Consider the following 19,725-nt stretch of genomic DNA (forward strand, 5'->3'; position numbering starts at 1 on the left):
TATGTGGAACCGGTTTCCTACATTTCACACAACGATAACAGGAACAGATCCGATGGCCAAAAACTACGCTGCGCTGGCAAACGACGTTATCAGCGCGCTGGGCGGCAAAGAGAACATCGTCGCCGTCACCCACTGCATGACGCGCCTGCGTTTCGTTCTGAAAGACGAAAATCTTACCGACGTTGCGCGCCTGAAAAGCATCAGCGGCGTGCTTGGCGTGGTGCGTAACGACAACCAGTGCCAGGTGATTATTGGCAACACGGTTTCACAGGCGTACCGCGAAGTAGTGAGCCTGCTGCCCGTTGACCTGCAGCCCGTGGTACCGGAAGGCCCGCAGAAGCTGACGTTACGCCGCATTGGTGCCGGGATCCTCGACGCGCTGATCGGCACCATGTCGCCGCTGATCCCGGCAATCATCGGCGGTTCGATGGTCAAGCTGCTGGCGATGATCCTCGAAATGACTGGCGTGCTGGAAAAAGGCGCGCCGACGCTCACCATTTTGACGGTCATTGGCGACGGGGCGTTCTTCTTCCTGCCGCTGATGGTAGCGGCCTCGGCGGCGGTGAAGTTTAAAACCAACATGTCGCTGGCGATTGCCATCGCGGGCGTGCTGGTGCACCCGAGCTTTATCGAACTGATGGCGAAAGCCGCGCAGGGCGAGCACGTTGAGTTCGCCTTTATTCCGGTGACGGCGGTGAAATACACCTATACCGTCATCCCGGCGCTGGTCATGACCTGGTGCCTGTCGTATATCGAACGCTGGGTGGATCGCATCACCCCGGCGGTGACCAAAAACTTCCTCAAGCCGATGCTGATCGTGCTGATTGCCGCCCCGCTCGCCATCGTGCTGATTGGCCCGCTGGGGATCTGGATCGGTAGCGCCATCTCCGCGCTGGTTTACACCATTCACGGCTACCTGGGCTGGCTCTCCGTCGCCATCATGGGCGCACTGTGGCCGCTGCTTGTGATGACCGGGATGCACCGCGTGTTTACGCCGACCATCATTCAGACCATTGCCGAAACGGGCAAAGAAGGAATGGTGATGCCGTCAGAAATCGGCGCCAACCTGTCGCTCGGCGGCTCGTCGCTGGCGGTGGCGTGGAAAACGAAAAACCCGGAACTGCGCCAGACGGCGCTGGCCGCGGCGGCCTCCGCCATCATGGCGGGGATCTCTGAACCGGCCCTGTACGGCGTAGCGGTACGCCTGAAGCGTCCGCTGATTGCGAGCCTGATCAGCGGCTTTATCTGCGGCGCGGTGGCGGGTATGGCAGGCCTTGCCAGCCACTCGATGGCGGCGCCGGGGCTGTTTACCAGCGTGCAGTTCTTCGACCCGGCCAACCCGATGACCATCGTCTGGGTGTTTGGCGTAATGGGTCTGGCCGTGGTGCTGTCATTTGTTCTGACCCTGCTGTTAGGGTTTGAGGATATCCCGGTCGAAGACGAGGCTGAAAAAGCGCGCGCCCTGCAGACCGCACCGGTACAGAACAACGCAGCAAAAGCATAAATTGAAAGCGAGGTAAGAATGTCTGTTTTTCCACAAGGATTTTTATGGGGCGGCGCGCTTGCCGCCAACCAGAGTGAAGGTGCTTACCGTGAAGGCGGCAAAGGACTGACGACGGTCGATATGATCCCCCACGGCGCGAACCGCCTGGCGGTGAAGCTGGGTAAGGAAAAGCGTTTTTCGCTGCGTGACGATGAGTTTTACCCGAGCCATGAAGCGATTGATTTTTACCATCGCTATAAAGAGGACATCGCCCTGATGGCGGAGATGGGCTTTACGGTGTTCCGCACCTCGATTGCCTGGAGCCGCCTCTACCCGAACGGCGACGAGCCGCTGCCGAATAAGGAGGGCATTGCCTTCTACCGTGCGGTGTTCGAGGAGTGCAAAAAGTACAACATTGAGCCGCTGGTAACGCTTTGCCACTTTGACGTGCCGATGCACCTGGTGACGGAGTATGGCTCCTGGCGCAACCGTAAGATGGTCGATTTCTTCGCCCGCTACGCCCGCACCTGCTTCGAGGAATTTAACGGGCTGGTGAAATACTGGCTGACCTTCAACGAAATCAACATCATGCTGCACAGCCCGTTTTCCGGCGCGGGGCTGGTGTTTGAGGAAGGTGAAAACGAGGATCAGGTGAAATACCAGGCCGCGCACCACGAGCTGGTGGCGAGCGCGCTGGCGACAAAAATCGCCCACGAGGTGAACCCGGAAAACCAGGTCGGCTGCATGCTGGCGGGCGGTAACTTCTACCCGTACTCCTGCAAGCCGGAAGACGTGTGGATGGCGCTGGAAAAAGACCGCGAGAATCTGTTCTTTATCGACGTGCAGGCACGCGGCAGCTATCCGGCCTATTCTGCCCGCGTGTTCCGCGAGAAAGGCGTCGTGATTGTTAAAGACCCAGGCGATGACGAACTGCTGAAAAACACCGTCGACTTTGTCTCGTTCAGCTATTACGCCTCGCGCTGCGCCTCGGCGGACATGAACGCGGGCAACACCAGCGCGGCAAACATCGTGAAGTCCCTGCGTAACCCGCATATTCAGGTAAGCGAGTGGGGCTGGGGCATCGATCCGCTCGGCCTGCGTATCACCATGAACATGATGTACGACCGCTACCAGAAGCCGCTGTTCCTAGTGGAAAACGGCCTTGGCGCGAAGGACGTCATAGATGAAAATGGCGAGATCAACGACGACTACCGCATCAGCTACCTGCGCGAGCATATCCGCGCGATGGGCGATGCGATTGAGGACGGCGTGCCGCTGATGGGCTACACCACCTGGGGCTGCATCGACCTGGTGTCGGCCTCAACGGGCGAGATGAGCAAGCGCTACGGGTTTGTGTACGTTGACCGCGACGACGCCGGGAACGGCACGCTGGACCGCAAGCGCAAGAAGTCGTTCTGGTGGTATAAGAAGGTGATTGCGAGTAACGGGGCGGATCTGGCGTAGCCAGTTGCCCGGTGGCGCTGCGCTTACCGGGCCTATGGTTTTGTAGGCCCGGTAAGGCGTAGCCGCCACCCGGCACTGCTCAGAGGGGAGAAAACCCTCCATCCCCAACCCATCCCGCCAGCCGCGAATACACCTCTTCCACCGCCGCCTTCACCGGCGGCGTCATCGGATAATAAAAGCCGACAATGTCCGGCTGGATCCCCAAAAACAGCACCTCGCCCACGTCGTCCCTGATCTGATCGACCAGGTAGTTCAGCGGCATATTGTGGGTGGTCATCATAAACATCTCGGCGATGTCGTCCGGGTCAATCAGGCGGATTTCGCCCGGGTTCAGCCCCATATCGGTGGCATCGACGATTAGCAGCCTTTCCGGGTGCAGCTCGCGAATGGCGACCACATCGTTTTCCGGCGCGCTGCCGCCGTCAATCACCACCCAGTCGCCCTGCGGGTTCGCGGCGCACATCTCCGCCAGCAGCGGGCCCGCGCCGTCGTCGCCCATCATGCTGTTGCCGACACACAGTAAAACGTCAGTCACGTAATCTCCTCACCATCAGGTAGATGGCGCTCTCCTGATGAATATCGTGCAGCATGCCGAGCAGCGTTTTGCTCCACGCCTGCTGCGCCGGGGTTTGCCTGCCGAGCGCCGCGTCAAAGGCGTTAGCGAGCATCGTGATATGGTTGGCGTCGATGACGATCTCGCCATACTTCGGCACGCCCTCCATCTTGCGCCGCGCGGTGCTGCCCTCCTCCAGCGTGGCGATCCACGCCAGGTATTCCTGCCACGGGCAGGTTAGCGCCGCCTCCAGACAGTCGATCACCCCGAGGTGGTGCCCAATAGCCAGGCTGTAATAGACCACCTGCTGCGCCGCATCCGGCGTGGCATCGTTCTCATCAATAAACTTACGGCTCAGCTGGCTGAACACCACCGTTTCACTCATCGGATACGCGCCTCATCCACAATGCTGTTCAGGTTTGCCACGATCTCATTGAGACGCGGATCGTTTTCCGCCTCCAGCCAGCGCGCCACCTGATGGTCGCCCTGGCTCAGCAGGCGCAGGTAATCGTCGGCAATCTGACGCCCGTAGCGATAGCCCGCCAGCCTGCGCGCCGTGCGGTCCACCTTCACGCGCAGCGGCTGGACCATGTCCGGATGCAGAATGGCCGCGGGCTGGTTGTCGATCTCGCCAGGTGCGCGGGCGTGGATTTTCTGCTCCAGCAGGCCGAGCGCCATCGCAAAGCCGTACAGCGTGGCGGCGGGCGTCGGCGGGCAGCCCGGAATATAGACATCCACCGGCACGATTTTGTCGGTGCCGCCCCAGACGCAGTAAAGATCGTGGAAGATGCCGCCGCTGTTGCCGCAGGCGCCGTAGGAGATGCAGATTTTCGGATCCGGCGCGGACTGCCAGGCGCGCAGCGCGGGCGATCGCATAGCGCGGGTCACCGCCCCGGTAAACAGCAGAATGTCCGCATGACGCGGGGACGGTACCACTTTGATGCCGAAGCGCTCGGCGTCAAATAGCGGCGACAGGGTGGCGAAGATCTCGATCTCACAGCCGTTGCAGCCGCCGCAGTCCACGCGGTAAACGTAGGCCGAGCGTTTGATTTTTTTCAGTAGCGACGCTTTCATGCTGGCGATGGACTCCTCCACCGTCAGCGGCACCGGAATGCCGTTATCGTCGCGCGGGCCGAGTAAGTTTTCCATCAGCTGGCCTCTCTCATATGGCGGGTAATATCAATGCGGTCGGACGGCAGCAGGCACTTCTGACGTTTGCACTCCGGGCAGGTTTCGAAGCTTTCGCGGTGATGCTCCGCGCGGGCGTCGCCGTTGTGCTGCAGCAGCGCAATGGCGTAGTCGATCTCTTTTTGCACGGCGAACGGACGCTTGCAGACGCGGCAATTGCACAGCGCGAAGCGCGACTGCTGGAGAAAATCCTCTTTTTTCCACACCGCCAGTTCGTACTCCTGGGAAAGTCGAATGGCGACCGTCGGGCAGACCTCCTCGCAGCGGCCGCAGAAGATGCAGCGCCCGAGGTTAAACTGCCAGGCCAGCTCGCCGGTTTTGAGGTCCGTTTCCACCGTTAAGGCGTTCGACGGGCAGGCGTTGACGCAGGCCGCGCAGCCGATGCACTGCTGCGGGTTGTGCTCCGGCTTGCCGCGAAAGTTTTTATCCACCGGGATCGGCTCCAGCGGATAGCTGCTGGTCTGCGCGCCGGTTTTGATCACTTTTTTGATAAAGGTAAACATGGCGTGTCCTTATTTCAGCGGCGAGTTCTTGCGCTCGATGCTGTAGCGCTCAAGCTCTTTGTACGGCACCACCTGGCTTTTCTTCTTGCGCACGTCCACAACGGTCATGCGGTCGGTGCAGGAGTAGCACGGGTCGAGGCTGCCGATGATCAGCGGCGCGTCGGAAACCGTGTTGCCGCGCAGCATGTAGCGCAGGGTTGGCCAGTTGGCGTAGGTCGCCGCGCGGCAGCGCCAGCGGTAAAGCTTCTGATTGTCGCCGGTCATGCTCCAGTGGATGTCGTCCCCGCGCGGCGCTTCGGCAAAGCCGAGGGCAAAGCGGTTCGGGATGTAGGTGAAGCCCTCCACCATCAGCGGGCCGCCCGGCAGGTTGTCCAGACCAAAGTCGATCATGTTCAGGGCGGTGAACACCTCGTTGATGCGCACCTTCAGGCGGGAGATGACGTCGCAGCCCTGCTCGCTGTGTACGGTCATCGGCAGCAGGCCGTAGCCGACGAACGGGTGATCGGCACGGGTATCGCGGGCGTGGCCGCTGGCGCGCACCATCGGGCCGACGTTGCTGAAGTCGCGGGCGATCTCCGGATCGAGGCGGCCGATGCCGACGGTGCGCTGCTCGATGTTGGGCGTGCTGAGCAGCATGTCCACCAGCTCCTGCACGTCGCGGCGCATCTGCTGCGCCAGCTGGCGGGTCTGGATCATGTCATTCTTCAGCAGGTCGCGGCGGATCCCGCCGATCAGGTTCAGGCCGTAGGTTTTGCGCGCCCCGGTGAGGATCTCCGCCATCTTCATCGACGCTTCGCGCACGCGGAAGAACTGCATAAACCCGGCGTCAAAGCCAACGAAGTGGCAGGCCAGGCCGAGGTTCAGCAGGTGCGAGTGCAGGCGCTCCACCTCCAGCAGAATGGCGCGGATCATCTGCGCGCGCTCCGGTACCACGATCCCCATACCGTTCTCCACCGAGGTGGTGTAGGCGGTGCTGTGGGCGAAGCCGCAGATGCCGCACACGCGGTCAGAGAGGAACGTGACCTCGTTGTAGCCCATGCGGGTTTCCGCCAGCTTCTCCATGCCACGGTGGACGTAGAACAGGCGGTAGTCAGCGTCGATGATATTTTCGCCGTCGACGAACAGGCGGAAGTGGCCTGGTTCGTCGGAGGTGACGTGCAGCGGGCCGATCGGCACCACGTTGTTCTTCTTGCTGCCCAGCTCGTTGATGAACTCGTAGGTTTCGCTGTCGGTGGTCGGGGCCGGACGCTGGCGGTAATCCATGCTGTCCTTGCGCAGCGGATAGAGTTCATCCGGCCAGTCGTCCGGCAGCACCAGACGACGCTCGTCCGGCAGGCCGACCGGCACCAGGCCGTACATGTCGCGCACCTCGCGCTCACCCCAGACGGCGGCAGGAACGCGCGGCGTCACGGACGGGTATTCCGGCTTATTCGGGTCGACTTCGACGCGCACGGTGAGCCAGCACTTCTCGCCCTGCTCCATCGACATCACGTAGTACACCGCGTAGTTGCCGCACAGCTGGCGCTCGTCGTTGCCGAACAGCACCGACAGCCAGCCGCCCTGCTGGTAATAGAGAAACTCCACCACTTCCGGCAGGTAGTTCACCTTCACGGTAATGGTGATCTGATCTTTGGTTTGCCAGGACTCCTCCAGCACCACGCCCGGGAAAGCCTGATGCAACGCGGCGAGATACTGCTGACCTTTCTTTTCTTCAGACATAAACACTCTCTTTAATCACGCCACCAGCAAGGAGACGAACGCTAAAAATGCAAAACCAAAACAGGCCCAGGTGATGCGCGAGGTTGCCGCAAAACGCAGGCGTGCCATGCTGTTTTCAAACAGGGCGATGACCAGCACGCCGACCAGCAGCTTGAGGGCGGCCACCACCACGGCCAGCAGCAGGCCGCCTGCAGAGAAGTACGTCATCTGCCCCCACGGGAAGAAAACGCCAACAAACATCTGCAACACCACCATTTGCTTAAGGCTGATGCCCCACTTCAGCACCGCAAAGCCGTAGCCGCTGTACTCGGTGAGCGGCCCTTCCTGCAGCTCCTGCTCCGCTTCCGCGAGATCGAACGGCAGCTTGCCCATCTCAATAAACGTGGCGAATGCGCAGGCGCAGAGTGCCAGCACGAGCGGGATGGAGCGGGCCACCGGCCAGTGGTAAACGGTGTCGGTGATAAAACTGATGTGGGTCGAACCTGCAACCTGCGCGGCCACCCACAGCCCCAGCAGCAGGATCGGCTCAACCAGCACGCCGAGCATCGCCTCGCGGCTGGCGCCGATGCCGGTAAACGGGCTGCCGGTGTCCAGGCCCGCAATCGCAAAGAAGAAGCGCGCGATGGCGAAGAGATAGATGAGCGTAATCAGATCGCCGAGCACCGGCAGCGGCGAGCCTGCCGTGACCACCGGCAGCGCGGTGGCGATGGTGAGCATCACGCCGACCATCACGAACGGCGTCAGGCGGAACACCCAGCCCGCGGCATCCGGCGCGACGCTCTGGCGGGAGAGCAGTTTGAAGAGATCGCGGTACTCCTGGAGCACGCCAGGCCCGCGACGGTTGTGCATTCGGGCGCGCGCCACGCGCGTGATGCCCGACAGCAGCGGCGCGGCGGCGAACAGCACCAGCGCCTGAAGAATTGCCAGTAACAGACTCATGTCAGGCTCCTCGTGAAATCACAATCACCACCAGCACCGCCAGCTCGATCAGCGCCAGTCGGCGGAACAGCACGGGCACGGCAGCACTCTGCCAGCCCGGCACCCAGCCCTGCGGGTTAAGCCACTGGCGCAGCTTCAGCACGGAGGCGAAGTTCTCCTTCACCGGCATGGCAAAACCGTGGGCGGTAATGACCATCGACGGCTCGTGTTCGTAGCCGCAGGCCCACGCCGCGCCGCGCGAGCGGGAGGCAAGACGGTCGCGTCTGAAGAACAGCATCAGCACGAACGGCAGGAGCGGCCCGGCGATCAGCAGCAGCGCCATCATCGGCTGGGAGACAACGGTATGCGCCGTCGCCAGCGGCAGCGGAACGGCGTGGCCCAGCAGCGGCAGCAGCCACGGCGCGGCAACCCCGCCCGCAATGCAGCACAGCGCCAGCGCGACCACGCTGGTGGCCATCAGTACCGGGGCGCAGCAGGCGTTCTCCGCTTCACGGGTGCGCGGCGCGCCGAGGAAGGTGACGCCATAGACTTTCGCCATGCACATCACCGCCAGCGCCCCGGTGATCGCCAGGCCCACCGCCAGCAGCGGGCCGAGCAGCCGCGCGATAAACGAGTCGCTCTGGCCGAGCGCGAAGAAGGACTGATAGATCACCCATTCCCCGGCAAAGCCGTTCAGCGGCGGCAGCGCGGCCATCGCCATCAGCCCCACCAGCATGGCGAGTGAAATCATCGGCATCTTTTTGCCAATCCCACCGAGCTTTTCGATATCCCGGTGCCCGGTGCGGAACCAGACGCTGCCCGCGCCGAGGAACAGAGTGGTTTTAAACAGGCTATGGTTGACGAGGTGATACAGACCGCCGATAAACCCGGCGGCAATCAGCGCCGGTTGGTTGAGCGCCAGCCCGGTGACGCCCGCGCCCATGCCGAGCAGGATAATCCCGATGTTTTCCAGGGTGTGGTACGCCAGCAGACGCTGGATGTTGTGCTCCATCAGGGCGTACAGGCCGCCGACAAAGGCGGTGATCATCCCCGCAATCAGCAGCGCTACCCCCCACCACAGCGGCGGCTGACCGCCCGTCAGGGTAATCGTCAAAATGCCGAACAGACCGACCTTCATTACCACCGTCGAAAACAGCGCGGCGGCGGGCGCAGAGGCATTCGCGTGCGCCTGCGGGACCCAACCGTGCAGCGGGATAATCCCGGCCAGCAGGCCAAAGCCGACTGCGCCCAGCAGCCAGACGTCGTTCCCCAGCGGCTGGCCGTTAAGCGCGGCAAAATCCAGGGTGCCGAAACGCTGCCACACCAGCCAGCAGGCCAGCGCCAGCAGCAGCGTGCCGAGGCGTCCGAGTGCAAACCACAGCTTACCGGAGGCGCTGCAGCCGGTCAGGAACACACCACACAGCGCCATGATCTCCGCCATCACCACCAGCGCGCCAAGGTTGCTGGCGATAACCGTGCAGACCGCGGCGGCCATCAGCAGATTAACCAGCAGGCCGTTGGCTTTGGTCTGCTGATGGCGGTGCCAGTCGATATTGAACAGGCTGATAAACAGCCCGCACAGGCCAAAGGTCACCAGCCAGATGGCGTTCAGCGGCGTAATCGCCACGGTGTGGCGAATCAGCGGCATGAGTGTTTCCAGGGATTGTCCGCCGAGCAGGACGACACCGCCCGCCGCCAGCGTCATCAGGCTGCCGACTGCACCGCCGATACCGGCTATCCAGCCGCTCAGGGTTTTATGGAAAGAGAACACCAGCGCCAGCGCGGCGGCAGCGGCAAAGTACGCCACGGCGCTGTTAATCATAAATATCGCGTTCATTTCGCCCCCTCGTTAAGCGCCTGCAGAAGCGAAAGATCGCCGACGTCGGTATTAATGGTCAGCTCGCGCTTGCGCCTGCTGGTGCGGGCGATATCGCGGATGTTAACCAGGATCAGCGCTTTGGTCGGGCAGGTCCGCACGCAGGCCGGGCCCTGTTCGTCAAAGCTGCACAGGTCGCACTTCACCGCAATAGCGCGGATGCCGGGCACCCAGTCCAGCAGCGTGCTCACGCGTGCCGGAGCCGGTGCCGCAGGCGGCGCTTTCGGGGTATTGGCGTTCGCCGGGATATGCAGCGGGCGGCTGCCGGAGAATTCAATGGCACCGAACGGGCAGGCGATGCCGCACAGCTTGCAGCTCACGCACAGGCTTTCGTTCAGCTGGACCGCGCCATCGACGCGGGTGATGGCATTGACGGGACAGACGCCCGCGCACGGGGCATCTTCACAGTGGTGGCAGAGCTGCGGGGCAGACTCTTTCTCATTACGCATGACGCGCAGGCGCGGCATGGACTGCAGCCCGTGCAGGCGGTGCGTTTCCGAACACGCCGCCTCACAGGTCCGACAGCCAATACAGACCGTCGAGTCAGCAATTACAAAACGGTTCACCGGGCAATCCTCTGGTGATGGTCATTTTTGACGACGAAAAACTGTCTCATCGACACTTTTCGACATTCGGTTATCAGGCAAGATTTGCGGGGGCCTTTCCCACGACGAGCTGTTTGAGGTCGACCGGCAAGTCGTGCTCAACCGCGGCGTAGAGACCGTTGTAAACCGGCGCGATTTTCTCCAGATAGTGCTCAAGCACCTGCTGGCGATCGCGGTTGCTGACGTAGCCGTCGACCATGCCGTCGGCCATCAGCTGCGCCTGCGCAATACGTTGTTTTTCACCCTCTTTATTCTCAACGTAGTACTCGATGGTGTGGCTGTTAAAGCTGTCTGCCAGGGTCACAAAGACCGTGAAATGCCCGAACAGGACAAAGCGCATATCCCCCTGCGCCGCGCAGCTCATCGCATGATGCAGTCGGGCTTTTGACAGGGTGATCCCCTGAACCAGAGAGTTACAGTAGAGGTGCCACTGATCCTGAAGCTGCTGGTGGCGCTGCGCGATGTAATCCGCTTTTTCGCTAATTTCCCAAATAGTCATAGAAGGTATCCGGTTAATGGAGATAGCGGCTGTTAAGCAGATTCCGTGCCAGCTTTTAATTTGTTGATTTGAATGATTTTTATCAAAAAAGACACTGTCAACGCCGCCGTGTCGACGTGTCATTTCGACAGCGCTGACATCGTCACGCCGTAACGCAAATCAAGCTGGCACCGTTATTGCATTTACTGGCGCAAATCATTGAGGAGGCGTCATGCACGAAATCACCCTCTGCCAGCGGGCTCTGGAACTTATCGAACAGCAGGCAGTGCAAAACCACGCGAAGCGCGTCACCGGCGTCTGGCTGAAGGTCGGCGCCTTTTCCTGCGTCGAGAGCAGCGCCCTCACCTTCTGTTTTGAGCTGGTGTGCCGCGGCACGCTGGCGGAAGGCTGCGCGCTGCATATCGACGAGCAGCAGGCGGAGTGCTGGTGTGAGCAGTGCCAGCAGTACGTCACCCTGCTCTCATCAAAGGTTCAGCGCTGCCCGCAGTGTCAGAGCACGGGTCTTCGCATCGTGGCGGATGACGGCATGCAGATCCTGCGCCTCGAAATCGAGAAGGAGTAAGTTATGTGTAGTACCTGCGGTTGCGCCGAAGGCAACCTGTATATAGAAGGGGATGAACACCGTCCCCACTCCGCGTTTCGCTCCGCGCCCTTTTCCCCTGCCCCGCGTCCTGCGGCGGCCCTGACCGGCATCACCTTTGCGCCGCAGCGTTCCGACGCGGGCGATCTGCATTACGGCCACGGCGAAGCAGGCACCCACGCGCCGGGCATAAGCCAGCGCCAGATGCTGGAGGTGGAGATCGACGTGCTGGACAAAAATAACCAGATCGCCGCCCGCAACCGCGCCCGCTTTGCCGCGCGTCAACTGCTGGTGCTGAACCTGGTCTCCAGCCCCGGCTCCGGTAAAACCACCCTGCTGACCGAAACGCTTACGCGCCTGAACGAACGCGTCTCCTGCGCGGTTATCGAAGGCGATCAGCAAACCGTTAACGACGCGGCGCGCATCCGCGAAACCGGCACGCCCGCCATTCAGGTTAACACCGGCAAGGGCTGCCACCTGGATGCGCAGATGATTGCCGACGCCGCCCCTCGCCTGCCGCTGGCGGATAACGGCATCCTGTTTATCGAAAACGTCGGTAACCTGGTATGCCCGGCAAGCTTCGACCTCGGCGAACGGCATAAAGTGGCGGTGCTCTCCGTGACCGAAGGGGAGGACAAGCCGCTGAAGTACCCGCACATGTTCGCCGCCGCCTCCCTCATGCTGCTGAACAAAGTTGACCTGCTGCCGTACCTGAACTTCGACGTGGATAAGTGCCTGGCCTATGCCCGCGAGGTGAACCCGGACATTCACATCCTGCTGGTTTCCGCCACGCGCGGCGACGGCATGGACGCCTGGCTGGACTGGCTGGAGAGCGAACGATGTGCATAGGCGTACCGGGACAAATCCATTCCCTCGACGGCAATCAGGCCAAAGTGGAGGTTTGCGGCATCCTGCGCGACGTCGACCTGACGCTGGTGGGCAGCACCGATGAGACGGGCGCGTCGCGCCTCGGCCAGTGGGTGCTGGTCCACGTGGGGTTTGCGATGAGCGTGATTAACGAAGCGGAAGCCCGCGACACGCTGGACGCGCTGCAAAACATGTTTGACGTGGAGCCGGACGTGGGCGCGCTCCTGTACGGCGAGGAGCGCTAGCCTATGCGTTACGTTGATGAATACCGCGCGCCAGAACAGGTGATGCAGCTTATCGAACATCTGAAAACGCGCGCGGCGCTGCTGGACTACACGAACGAAAGGCCGCTGCGGATCATGGAGGTGTGCGGCGGGCACACGCACGCCATCTTCAAGTTTGGCCTCGACCAGCTGCTGCCGGAGAACATTGAGTTTATTCACGGCCCCGGCTGCCCGGTGTGCGTTTTGCCGATGGGGCGTATCGACAGCTGCATCGAAATTGCCGGCCAGCCCGGCGTCATTTTCTGCACCTTTGGCGACGCGATGCGCGTGCCGGGGAAAAACGGCTCGCTGCTGCAGGCGAAGGCGCGCGGCGCGGACGTGCGGATCGTTTACTCGCCGATGGATGCCCTGACGCTGGCAGAGGCTAACCCTGAGCGCAAGGTCGTCTTTTTCGGGCTGGGTTTTGAAACCACCATGCCCGCTACGGCCATCACGCTGCAGCAGGCGAAAGCGCGCAACGTCACTAACTTTTTCTTTTTCTGCCAGCATATTACGCTCATTCCCACGCTGCGCAGTCTGCTCGAAGAGCCAGACAACGGCATCGATGCGTTTCTGGCGCCGGGCCACGTCAGCATGGTGATTGGCACAGACGCCTACGGTTTTATCGCTGAGCAGTACAATCGTCCGTTAGTGGTGGCTGGTTTCGAACCGCTTGATCTACTGCAAGGCGTAGCCATGCTGGTTGAGCAGAAAATAGCGTCCCTGAGCGCGGTTGAAAACCAGTACCGCCGCGTGGTGCCCGATGCGGGAAATGAACGGGCGCAGCAGGCGATTGCCGACGTGTTTAGCGTTGAGGGCGACAGCGAGTGGCGCGGGCTGGGGCTGATTGCGGAATCCGGCGTGCGCCTGACGCCTGCCTATCGCGAATTTGATGCCGAAGCGCACTTCCGCCCGCAGCCGCAGCAGGTGTGCGACGATCCCCGGGCCCGCTGCGGCGAGGTGCTTACCGGCAAATGCAAACCTCACCACTGCCCGCTATTTGGCAACACCTGTAACCCGCAAACCGCGTTTGGCGCGCTGATGGTCTCCTCTGAAGGGGCATGCGCCGCGTGGTATCAGTATCGCAACCAGGAGTGTGAAGCATGAACACGGTGGAAATGGCGCACGGAAGCGGTGGACAGGCGATGCAGCAGCTGATTAACCGGCTGTTCATGGAGGCCTTTAATAACCCCTGGCTCGCCGAGCAGGAGGATCAGGCGCGCATCGCGCTCTCAACCCTCACCGCACACGGCGACCGGCTGGCGTTCTCCACCGACAGCTACGTGATTGACCCGCTATTCTTCCCGGGCGGCGATATTGGCAAGCTCGCCGTCTGCGGTACGGCCAACGACGTGGCCGTCAGCGGCGCCATTCCGCGCTACCTCTCCTGCGGATTTATCCTCGAAGAGGGATTACCGATGGAGACGCTTGCGGCAGTGGTCAACAGCATGGCGCACACCGCCCGCGAGGCGGGGATCGCTATCGTCACCGGGGATACCAAAGTTGTCCAGCGCGGCGCGGCGGATAAGCTCTTCATCAACACCGCCGGCTTGGGGGCGATCCCTGCCGACATTCACTGGGGCGCGCAGCAGCTTTCGGTGGGCGACGTGCTGATTGTCAGCGGAACGCTGGGCTGCCACGGGGCAACCATCCTGAACCTGCGCGAAGGCCTGGGGCTGGACGGCGAGCTTCGCAGCGACTGCGCGGTGCTCACCCCGCTTATCCAGACGCTGCGCGACATGCCGGGCGTCAAAGCCCTGCGCGACGCCACCCGGGGCGGGGTGAATGCCGTTGTCCACGAGTTCGCCGCAAGCAGCGGGTGCGGGATTGAACTGAGCGAGCGCGACCTGCCCGTTAAGCCTGCCGTGAGGGGGCTGTGTGAGCTTTTAGGGCTTGACCCGCTAAACTTTGCCAACGAGGGCAAGCTGGCGATCGGCGTGGAACGTTCGGCGGCGGAAGCTGTACTTGAACAGCTGAGAGCGCATCCCTTAGGGAAGGACGCGGCCATCATTGGCGACGTGGTTGAGCGCAAAGGGGTGCGCCTGACCGGACTTTACGGCGTGAAGCGCACGCTGGATCTGCCGCACGCTGAGCCGTTACCCCGAATTTGCTAGAACCGCACCATAAGCGGTCAGCAGTGAAGTCTCTTTTTTGCCAGTTTCTATTGGAAAGCAATAATGCCGTATACACCGATGAGCGATCTTGGACAGCAGGGCCTGTTTGACATCACGCGCACACTTTTACAACAGCCCGATCTCGGCGCGCTGAGCGATGCCCTGACGCGGCTGGTCAGGCAATCAGCGCTGGCGGACAGCGCGGCGATTGTGCTCTGGCATAGCGGAACGCACCGCGCGAGCTACTATTCCACGCGCGAGAATGGCAAAACGTTTGAATACGAAGACGAAACGTACCTCGCGCACGGCCCGGTGCGCCGCATTCTCTCCCGGCCTGAAGTGCTGCACTGCAATTTTGAAGAGTTTCGGATGGCATGGCCGCGGCTGGCAGAGAGCAATCTCTATCAGCCTTTCGGTCATTACGGCATGCTGCCGCTGGCGGCGGAGGGCCATATTTTTGGCGGCTGCGAGTTTATCCGCAATACCGACCAGCCCTGGAGCGAGGCGGAGTACGAGCGGCTGCACACCTTTACCCAGATTGTGGCCGTCGTCGCGGAGCAGATCCAAAGCCGCGTCACCAATAACGTGGATTACGACCTGCTGAGCCGCGAGCGCGATAACTTCCGCATTCTGGTCGCCATCACCAACGCCGTACTCTCAAGGCTCGACATGGACGAGCTGGTCAGCGAAGTCGCCAAGGAGATCCACCACTATTTCAGGATCGACGCCATCAGCATCGCGCTACGCGGGAACCGCAAAGGCAAGCTAAACATCTACTCCACCCACTATCTTGATGAGGCCAATCCGGCGCACGAGCAGAGCGAGGTGGACGAAGCGGGCACCCTTTCTGAGCGGGTATTTAAAAGCAAAGAGATCCTGCTGCTGAATCTTAGCGAGCAGGACCCGGTGGCGCCGTACGAGCGGATGCTGTTTAACACCTGGGGCAACAAAATTCAGACCCTGTGCCTGCTGCCGCTGATGTCCGGCAGCACCATGCTTGGGGTGCTCAAACTGGCGCAGTGCGATGAAGCCGTGTTTACCACCGCCAACCTGAAGCTGCTGCGCCAGATCGCCGAGCGTATTTCCATCGCGCTGGATAACGCCCTCGCCTATCAGGAGATCCACCGCCTGAAAGAGCGGCTGGTGGACGAAAACCTGGCGCTGACCGAACAGCTCAACAACGTGGACAGCGAGTTTGGCGAAATCATCGGGCGCAGCGATGCCATGTACAGCGTCCTCAAGCAGGTTGAAATGGTGGCCCAGAGCGACAGCACGGTGCTGATCCTCGGTGAAACCGGCACCGGTAAAGAGCTGATAGCCCGCGCCATTCATAACCTGAGCAACCGCAACAGCCGGCGGATGGTGAAGATGAACTGCGCGGCGATGCCCGCGGGTCTGCTGGAAAGTGACCTCTTCGGCCACGAGCGCGGCGCGTTTACCGGGGCCAGCAGCCAGCGGCTGGGCCGTTTCGAACTGGCGGATAAAAGCTCGCTGTTCCTCGACGAAGTGGGCGATATGCCGCTGGAGCTGCAGCCCAAGCTGCTGCGCGTTTTGCAGGAGCAGGAGTTTGAGCGCCTCGGCAGCAACAAGCTGATCCAAACCGACGTGCGGCTGATTGCCGCCACCAACCGCGATCTGAAAAAGATGGTCGCTGACCGCGAGTTTCGCAGCGATCTCTACTATCGCCTGAACGTCTTTCCGATCTGCCTGCCGCCGCTGCGCGAGCGCCCGGAAGATATTCCGCTGCTGGTGAAGGCCTTTACCGCGAAGATTGCCCGCCGGATGGGGAGGAATATCGACAGTATTCCTGCCGAAACGCTACGTACCCTCTCGTCGATGGAGTGGCCGGGGAACGTGCGCGAGCTGGAAAACGTCATTGAACGCGCGGTACTGCTGACGCGTGGGAACGTGCTGCAGCTCTCTTTGCCTGAAGTCTCCCTTCAGGAAGCCCCCACGCTGTCGGCAGAAGTCGCGCAGGAAGGCGAAGATGAATATCAGCTCATTATGCGCGTACTGAAAGAGACCAACGGCGTGGTAGCCGGACCGAAGGGCGCAGCTCAGCGGCTGGGGCTGAAACGCACTACCCTGCTCTCTCGCATGAAGCGTCTGGGAATCGATAAAGAGAGCCTGCTTTAACCCGTCATTCCGGCGCCGCTTATGGCGCCGCTTTTCGTCACCCTGCGCAATTGTCCCTCATTGACACAATATATTTTCCTCTGTATAAAATTCCGCCTTAATAATGCGTTTCATTTGCATCAAAAATAATATTAATGAAGGGTAGCGTTTCATGAAGAAGGTCATCTGCGCGTTAGGCCTGGCGATTGCGTCGGTCAGTTCTGCTCTGGCAACCACATATCCTCTGACGATTGAAAACTGTGGCTATAAAGAGACATTCACTAAAGCGCCGGAACGCGTCGTGGCCCTCGGTCAGAACACCGTGGAAATTTTGCTCCTGCTGGGGCTGGAAGATAAGGTCAAAGCCAGTGCCTTCTGGCCGACCAAAGTGCTGCCGCAGCTGGCTGAGCAGAATGCAAAAATCAAAACCCTGACCGTCGAAATTCCGACTCTTGAATCCATCCTTGCGCAAAACCCCGATTTTGTTCCTGCCCAGCTGCCGCTGCTGCTTGGGCCGGAAAGTAAGGTCGCAAAACGTGAAGATCTGGCTACCGTCGGCGTGAACAGCTATTTATCTCCAGGCATGTGCGCCACCAAAAAAGCGGCAGGCGATATGTACGGCAGCCGCCAGACGCTGTGGGATATGACGTACCTTTATAAAGAGATTGAAGATTTCGCGAAGATTTTTAACGTTGAAGCGCGCGGCCAGGCCGTTATCGCTGATTTCAAAAAACGTGAGGCCGACCTGCGTCAGGAATTTGGTAAAAACAAAAAAGATCTCTCGTTTGTTTTCTGGTTCTCAAGCGCCTCGCCTTCGGCAGATGCCTATGTCGGCGGGAAAAACAGCGCCTCCGGTTTTATTGCTAACGTGCTGGGTGGCCATAACGCCATTACCGCTGAGACCGAATGGCCGACCGTCGGCTGGGAAAGTATTATTGCCGCGAACCCTGATGTGATTGTCGTCTCCAGTCTGGACCGCAACCGCTGGGCGCTGGATAACGCGGATGAGAAAATCAAATTCCTGAAAAGCGATCCTGCCGTGAGCCAGCTTGATGCCGTCAAAAAAGGCCATATCGTGGTGATGGACGGTCAGGCGATGAACCCGACGATTCGTACGATTTACGGTGCTGAACAGGTGGGTGAACAGCTCAGAAAACTGGGGCTGAACTGATGACGGCAGCCGTACTTCAGGCCCGCCAGGGCCTGATCCTGACCACTTCCGCTCTGCTTGCCGTTGTCCTGCTGTTTTTAGTGATTGCTCTTGGCGTCAGCGTCGGCGAGCTGTCGATTCCGCTGTCCAACGTCTTTTACGCTATTGGCAATAAGCTGGGGCTGACCGACGTTCCGCTAAACCGCATTTATGAGAGCGTAATCTGGGACTTTCGCCTGAGCCGCGCGCTGGTGGCGGCCTGCTGCGGGGCCGGTTTAGCCATCTGCGGTGCCGTGCTGCAAAGCCTGCTGAAGAACGCGCTGGCGGAACCCTACGTGCTCGGCGTGTCGGCGGGTGCCTCAACCGGGGCGGTGTCGGTCGTCGTCCTGGGCATCGGCACCGGCGCGGTATCGCTCTCTGCGGGCGCGTTTGCCGGGGCGTTCGCCGCCTTTGCGTTTGTCGCCTTTCTGACGAACGGCGCGCGCGGCGGCAATGAACGCACCATTCTGGCAGGCGTTGCTGCATCTCAGCTTTTCAACGCCATTACCGCCTACACCATCAGCACCTCCGCCAGCGCGCAGCAGGCGCGCGACGTGATGTTCTGGCTGCTGGGCAGCTTTAGCGGCGTGCGCTGGCCGGAATTCCAGCTGGCGCTGGTTGTCGTGCTGGCGGGCCTTGCCGTCTGCCTCTACTATTCCCGGGCGCTGGACGCCTTTACCTTTGGTGATGACGCGGCTGCCTCCTTAGGCATTGCCGTGCCCTGGGTGCGTCTTGCCCTGTTTACCACCACGGCCCTGATCACCGCGACCATCGTCAGCATGGCGGGCTCAATCGGCTTTGTAGGGCTGGTGGTGCCGCACGTCATGCGCTTCCTGTTCGGGCCGCTGCACCGCACGCTGCTGATTGCCAGCGCGCTGGCGGGGGCGATCCTGATGGTGCTGGCCGATATCGCCTCACGCATGCTGATTGCGCCGCAAAGCCTGCCCGTCGGCGTGGTCACCGCGCTGGTGGGCGTACCTTTCTTTGCCGTGATTATCTACCGCTCAAGGAATAAGTGATGAGTATCTGCGCTGAAAATATTACCTGGAAGGTAGGCAAAAAAGTTATCGTCAATGGTGTCTCGCTGAAGGTTTCACGCGGCGAAACGGTGGGTTTGCTTGGTCCTAACGGCTGCGGCAAATCGTCCCTTTTGCGTATCCTGGCAGGCCTGCGTCGCCCGGATTCGGGAAGCGTGACCCTGGACGGGCAGGACATTTCCCGCATCGCCAAAAAGCAGCTTGCCCGCCGGGTGGCGTTCGTTGAGCAGCACGGGATGACCGACGCCAACATGCGCGTGCGCGACGTGGTCAAACTTGGGCGTATTCCGCACCACTCCCCTTTTTCTAACTGGAGCGCGCAGGATGACGACACCGTCACCGCGGCTCTGCAGCGTGTCGATATGCTGGACCGCAGCGAGCAGGGCTGGCTGAGCCTGTCCGGCGGCGAGCGTCAGCGGGTGCATATTGCCCGCGCGCTGGCGCAAACGCCAACCGAAATCCTGCTGGATGAACCGACCAACCACCTGGATATCCATCATCAGATGCAGCTGATGCAGTTGATCAGCCAATTACCCGTTACCAGTATCGTCGCCATCCACGATCTCAACCACGCTTCAATGTTCTGCGACTCGCTGATTGTGATGCAGAAAGGGCAAATTGTGGCGACCGGAACGCCGCAGGACATCTTATCCGAGTCGTTGCTCTGGGATGTCTTCCGGGTCAAAACCAAAATTGAGATCTCGCCGTTTCATGGCAAAAAGCACATTCACTTTATCGTTTAGGGACGAGTG

At 60.9% G+C, this 19,725-nt stretch carries 20 protein-coding genes; 11 read left to right on the forward strand and 9 right to left on the reverse strand.

Translation table 11 applies throughout. From position 1 onward, the window contains the following. Positions 1-52: 52 nt before the first annotated feature. Entirely contained in the window at positions 53-1,504 is a 1,452-nt protein-coding gene (gene ascF, locus ACMWL8_RS13225; protein ID WP_045261256.1) for a PTS cellobiose/arbutin/salicin transporter subunit IIBC, read from the forward strand. Between the two features lie 18 nt (positions 1,505-1,522). Further along, positions 1,523-2,947: a 6-phospho-beta-glucosidase gene (locus ACMWL8_RS13230; protein ID WP_045261255.1), complete on the forward strand. Its 1,425-nt coding sequence runs from the start codon at positions 1,523-1,525 to the stop codon at positions 2,945-2,947. Between the two features lie 79 nt (positions 2,948-3,026). On the opposite strand, the gene hycI is transcribed toward ACMWL8_RS13230, so the two are convergent. The 9 genes from hycI to hycA form a co-directional block, all read right to left on the reverse strand. Then, positions 3,027-3,482 (reverse strand): hydrogenase maturation peptidase HycI, encoded by a 456-nt coding sequence (hycI, locus tag ACMWL8_RS13235; protein ID WP_045261254.1) that lies wholly within the window; start codon positions 3,480-3,482, stop codon positions 3,027-3,029. After that, positions 3,475-3,885 carry a formate hydrogenlyase maturation HycH family protein gene (locus tag ACMWL8_RS13240; protein ID WP_045261253.1) on the reverse strand — a complete coding sequence of 137 codons (411 nt, stop codon included), beginning with the start codon at positions 3,883-3,885 and terminating at the stop codon, positions 3,475-3,477. Before ACMWL8_RS13240 ends, hycI begins: the two co-directional genes overlap by 8 nt. After that, the gene (locus tag ACMWL8_RS13245; protein ID WP_028014210.1) at positions 3,882-4,649 is read right to left on the reverse strand and encodes an NADH-quinone oxidoreductase subunit B family protein; all 768 of its coding nucleotides are present in this window, start codon (positions 4,647-4,649) and stop codon (positions 3,882-3,884) included. Before ACMWL8_RS13245 ends, ACMWL8_RS13240 begins: the two co-directional genes overlap by 4 nt. Then, positions 4,649-5,191, reverse strand: coding sequence for a formate hydrogenlyase complex iron-sulfur subunit (locus tag ACMWL8_RS13250; RefSeq protein ID WP_041908477.1), 543 nt, complete (start codon positions 5,189-5,191; stop codon positions 4,649-4,651). The genes ACMWL8_RS13245 and ACMWL8_RS13250 overlap by 1 nt, the downstream gene beginning before the upstream one ends. A gap of 9 nt (positions 5,192-5,200) precedes the next feature. Next, positions 5,201-6,910 carry an NADH-quinone oxidoreductase subunit C gene (locus tag ACMWL8_RS13255; protein WP_045261252.1) on the reverse strand — a complete coding sequence of 570 codons (1,710 nt, stop codon included), beginning with the start codon at positions 6,908-6,910 and terminating at the stop codon, positions 5,201-5,203. A 15-nt stretch (positions 6,911-6,925) separates the two neighbouring features. Continuing rightward, positions 6,926-7,849: a respiratory chain complex I subunit 1 family protein gene (locus ACMWL8_RS13260; RefSeq protein ID WP_045261251.1), complete on the reverse strand. Its 924-nt coding sequence runs from the start codon at positions 7,847-7,849 to the stop codon at positions 6,926-6,928. 1 nt (position 7,850) lies between these two features. Beyond that, a complete protein-coding gene (hycC, locus tag ACMWL8_RS13265) occupies positions 7,851-9,665 on the reverse strand; it encodes a formate hydrogenlyase subunit 3 (RefSeq protein ID WP_045261250.1) in 1,815 nt (604 codons plus the stop codon). Continuing rightward, positions 9,662-10,270 (reverse strand): 4Fe-4S dicluster domain-containing protein, encoded by a 609-nt coding sequence (locus ACMWL8_RS13270; protein ID WP_045261249.1) that lies wholly within the window; start codon positions 10,268-10,270, stop codon positions 9,662-9,664. The genes hycC and ACMWL8_RS13270 overlap by 4 nt, the downstream gene beginning before the upstream one ends. A 73-nt stretch (positions 10,271-10,343) precedes the next feature. Beyond that, positions 10,344-10,808 (reverse strand): formate hydrogenlyase regulator HycA, encoded by a 465-nt coding sequence (gene hycA, locus ACMWL8_RS13275; RefSeq protein WP_041908468.1) that lies wholly within the window; start codon positions 10,806-10,808, stop codon positions 10,344-10,346. Between the two features lie 211 nt (positions 10,809-11,019). Between hycA and hypA the strand changes: the two genes are divergently transcribed. The 9 genes from hypA (at position 11,020) to ACMWL8_RS13320 (ending at position 19,716) form a co-directional block, all read left to right on the forward strand. Next, a complete protein-coding gene (hypA, locus tag ACMWL8_RS13280) occupies positions 11,020-11,370 on the forward strand; it encodes a hydrogenase maturation nickel metallochaperone HypA (protein WP_045261248.1) in 351 nt (116 codons plus the stop codon). Between the two features lie 3 nt (positions 11,371-11,373). Further along, positions 11,374-12,237, forward strand: a complete 864-nt coding sequence (hypB, locus tag ACMWL8_RS13285; RefSeq protein WP_045261247.1) for a hydrogenase nickel incorporation protein HypB — start codon at positions 11,374-11,376, stop codon at positions 12,235-12,237. Then, positions 12,228-12,500: a HypC/HybG/HupF family hydrogenase formation chaperone gene (locus tag ACMWL8_RS13290; RefSeq protein WP_028014219.1), complete on the forward strand. Its 273-nt coding sequence runs from the start codon at positions 12,228-12,230 to the stop codon at positions 12,498-12,500. Before hypB ends, ACMWL8_RS13290 begins: the two co-directional genes overlap by 10 nt. Before the next feature lie 3 nt (positions 12,501-12,503). Beyond that, positions 12,504-13,625, forward strand: coding sequence for a hydrogenase formation protein HypD (gene hypD, locus ACMWL8_RS13295; protein ID WP_045261246.1), 1,122 nt, complete (start codon positions 12,504-12,506; stop codon positions 13,623-13,625). Continuing rightward, positions 13,622-14,632, forward strand: a complete 1,011-nt coding sequence (hypE, locus tag ACMWL8_RS13300; RefSeq protein ID WP_028014221.1) for a hydrogenase expression/formation protein HypE — start codon at positions 13,622-13,624, stop codon at positions 14,630-14,632. The genes hypD and hypE overlap by 4 nt, the downstream gene beginning before the upstream one ends. A gap of 63 nt (positions 14,633-14,695) precedes the next feature. Next, positions 14,696-16,768, forward strand: a complete 2,073-nt coding sequence (gene flhA / locus ACMWL8_RS13305) for a formate hydrogenlyase transcriptional activator FlhA (protein ID WP_045261245.1) — start codon at positions 14,696-14,698, stop codon at positions 16,766-16,768. A gap of 151 nt (positions 16,769-16,919) precedes the next feature. Then, positions 16,920-17,918 carry an ABC transporter substrate-binding protein gene (locus tag ACMWL8_RS13310; RefSeq protein WP_028014223.1) on the forward strand — a complete coding sequence of 333 codons (999 nt, stop codon included), beginning with the start codon at positions 16,920-16,922 and terminating at the stop codon, positions 17,916-17,918. Next, on the forward strand, positions 17,918-18,955 hold the full coding sequence (locus tag ACMWL8_RS13315; RefSeq protein WP_028014224.1) for a FecCD family ABC transporter permease: 1,038 nt from the start codon (positions 17,918-17,920) through the stop codon (positions 18,953-18,955). The genes ACMWL8_RS13310 and ACMWL8_RS13315 overlap by 1 nt, the downstream gene beginning before the upstream one ends. Further along, complete coding sequence (locus tag ACMWL8_RS13320) at positions 18,955-19,716, forward strand: ABC transporter ATP-binding protein (protein WP_041908454.1); 762 nt, start codon at positions 18,955-18,957, stop codon at positions 19,714-19,716. The genes ACMWL8_RS13315 and ACMWL8_RS13320 overlap by 1 nt, the downstream gene beginning before the upstream one ends. Positions 19,717-19,725 lie beyond the last annotated feature (9 nt).

Origin of the sequence: Enterobacter sp. 04-C-12-SI-ECC (assembly GCF_047530715.1) — a bacterium.
GTDB classification, from domain to species: Bacteria; Pseudomonadota; Gammaproteobacteria; order Enterobacterales; family Enterobacteriaceae; genus Enterobacter; species Enterobacter bugandensis.